Origin of the sequence: Wolbachia endosymbiont of Madathamugadia hiepei (assembly GCF_013366855.1) — a bacterium.
In the GTDB taxonomy this organism is placed as follows: domain Bacteria; phylum Pseudomonadota; class Alphaproteobacteria; order Rickettsiales; family Anaplasmataceae; genus Wolbachia.
In genome coordinates this window covers 1-1,881 of sequence record NZ_WQMP01000166.1, presented here as the reverse complement: position 1 = coordinate 1,881, position 1,881 = coordinate 1, and the positions used below count along the sequence as shown (strand labels likewise).

The 1,881-nt window shown below is 35.9% G+C and carries 1 protein-coding gene; it reads left to right on the top strand.

Annotated features, from left to right (window positions below):
- The first annotated feature begins 388 nt into the window (after window positions 1-388).
- Window positions 389-1,774 carry a dihydrolipoyl dehydrogenase gene (gene lpdA, locus GO685_RS05015; RefSeq protein ID WP_175937836.1) on the top strand — a complete coding sequence of 462 codons (1,386 nt, stop codon included), beginning with the start codon at window positions 389-391 and terminating at the stop codon, window positions 1,772-1,774.
- Window positions 1,775-1,881 lie beyond the last annotated feature (107 nt).

Sequence of the window (1,881 nt, the reverse complement as noted above, 5' to 3'; positions counted from 1 at the left end):
GTCTTAAACGACTTATAAGCGCGTTTCAGCTTGTATAGAACGTCAAATAGACAAGGGAGAATTTGAATACTAGCTGCCTCAGAGTTTTTTTGCCCTTTTTCCTGTTTAGTAAATTTCTTAACGTTTACAGTTTTGGTTATTTACATTTAAAAGTAGCTAAATCGTAGCGCTGAGAATAAAAACGCCGATATTTGAGGTACATATAAATAATTAGCCACCAACGGGGCTTCTTTTGCTTTTTTTTTTCGTATAGTAAATTTCTTAAATATTTTTGACTAAAGTAGCATCATGGATTCCAGTGTCCGCTACTTAGATGACAGGAGATAACGCCGTTGATTATATAGATTCCGTCTGTTATATATAATCTTTTTTAATACGAAGAAAACTGATGAGTGAGTATGATGTTACGGTTATAGGTAGCGGTCCTGGTGGTTATATAGCAGCAATTAGAGCAGCGCAGCTTGGGTTTAAAACTGCTGTTATTGAAAAAGGGAAGAATTTAGGTGGTATATGCTTAAATTGGGGGTGTGTACCAACAAAATCTCTGCTTAGAGCATCTGAAATTTATAGGTTAATAAGAAGATCAGAGGAGTTTGGTATAAAAGTAAGAGATACAAGCTTTGATATTCAGTCGATAGTGAGATACTCGAGGAATGTTGTTGATAAGTTATCAAAAGGTGTTGCGTATTTGATGAAGAAGAATAACATCAAAATTCACCAGGGACTTGGTAAACTTGCGGGTAACCATACTATAAAAATCTTCAGTAGTAAGGAGGAACAAGAAATTGTTTCCAAGCATATTATTTTAGCAACAGGTGTGAGAGCGCGAAATCTGCCTGGAATAGAGGTAGATGGGGATTTAATATGGAATGCACAGCATGCTATGACTTCAGATAGACTGCCAAAATCGCTACTAATTATAGGATCTGGTGCAATTGGAGTAGAATTTGCAAGTTTTTATAGTACTTTGGGAGTTGAAGTAACAATTGTAGAAGTAAAAGACACTATTTTACCACTGGAAGATAGAGAGATTTCAAATTTAGCGCAAGAAGTACTTATAAGACAGGGAATAAAAATATATACAAACAATAGTGTAAAAACTTTTACTAAAAATAAAGGCTCTACTCAAGTGCAACTAAGTAGTGGTGAGAGCAAAGAATTCGATAGAGTAATTGTTGCAGTTGGCGTTCAGGCAAACACTGAAAATATAGGGTTAGAAAATACAAAAATTAAATTAAGCTCTTCTGGTTTTATTGAAGCGAATGAATGGTATGAAACAAGTGAACCTAACGTGTATGCGATAGGCGATGTAGCTGGCCCGCCATGTTTAGCGCATAAGGCAAGTCATGAAGCTGTGATCTGCGTTGAAAAGATTGCTGACAAAAGCCCTCATAAGTTAAAAAAAGAGTGCATACCAAATTGCACTTACTCTCACCCGCAAATAGCAAGTATTGGCCTTACTGAAGAACAGGCAATAAAAAATGGGTATGATGTAAAAATAGGAAAATTTCATTCTAATTTTAATGGTAAGTCCATTGCACTCGGTGAAACCGAAGGGTTAGTAAAAACAGTGGTTGATAAAAAAACAGGCGAACTTCTTGGGGCTCACATGATAGGAGCAGAAGTAACAGAGTTAATTAGCAATTTTGCTCTTGCAAAGCAACTAGAAGGAACAGACTCTGACATAAAGTCTACGATCTTTCCTCATCCAACCATTTCAGAAATGATACACGAATCGGTTCTTGCGGCAGACGATGAATCGTTAAACAGTTGAACTAGTCTCTGTGAAGAAAGTTTATCATGAGAAAATAAGGAAAGATGTAGCAAAAACTGGTAGTTTAACTTAGCTAAAAATAGAGAAACTACCAAATGGCATATTAT